The sequence below is a fragment of the Ochrobactrum sp. SFR4 genome (assembly GCF_019730395.1).
Lineage (GTDB): Bacteria > Pseudomonadota > Alphaproteobacteria > Rhizobiales > Rhizobiaceae > Pseudochrobactrum.
This window is the reverse complement of record NZ_JAAPBB010000140.1, coordinates 1-511: the sequence shown is the minus strand read 5'-3', so window position 1 is coordinate 511 and position 511 is coordinate 1. Positions and strand designations below refer to the sequence as shown.

The following is a 511-nucleotide window of genomic DNA, read 5'->3' as shown; positions in this document are numbered from 1 at the left end:
CGCACGTCAAACCACCCGTTCCGACATTCCCGTTCTCATCGATGTCTGGGCGCCCTGGTGCGGTCCCTGCCGCATGATGGCACCGGCCTTCGAGGCCGCTTCCGCCATCCTCGAACCGCAGATGCGCCTGCTCAAGCTCAATTCGGAGGCGCACCACGGTGTTGCAGGCCGCCTCGGCATCAGAGGCATCCCGACCATGCTGCTTTATGCCGGTGGCCGCGAGATCGGGCGGGTATCCGGAGCCATGAACACCCAGCAAATCGTTGGATGGGCCAAAGACCAGCTCTCAGGGGCTCCCGCCGCGCACAAAACAACTTAACCCCAAGGGAGGGAGATATGGAAAGACGGCAATTTCTGGTGGGAGCGGCAGCTCTTGCCTCAGTCGGTTTGAGTACGGAAGCCGCGCAGGCTCAAACGTCGAACTCAAGAGCCCGTATCGTCATAGCAGGTGCAGGCGCAGCGGGATTGGCTCTTGCGTCGCGGCTGCGCCGCGCCATGCCCAACGCGACCG

Annotated in this window: 1 protein-coding gene; it reads left to right on the top strand. The window is 63.2% G+C overall.

Annotation, left to right across the window (positions count from 1 at the left end):
• A partial coding sequence (locus tag HBA93_RS18245; RefSeq protein ID WP_221724242.1) for a thioredoxin family protein occupies nucleotides 1-319 on the top strand: 319 nt, incomplete at its 5' end.
• Nucleotides 320-511 lie beyond the last annotated feature (192 nt).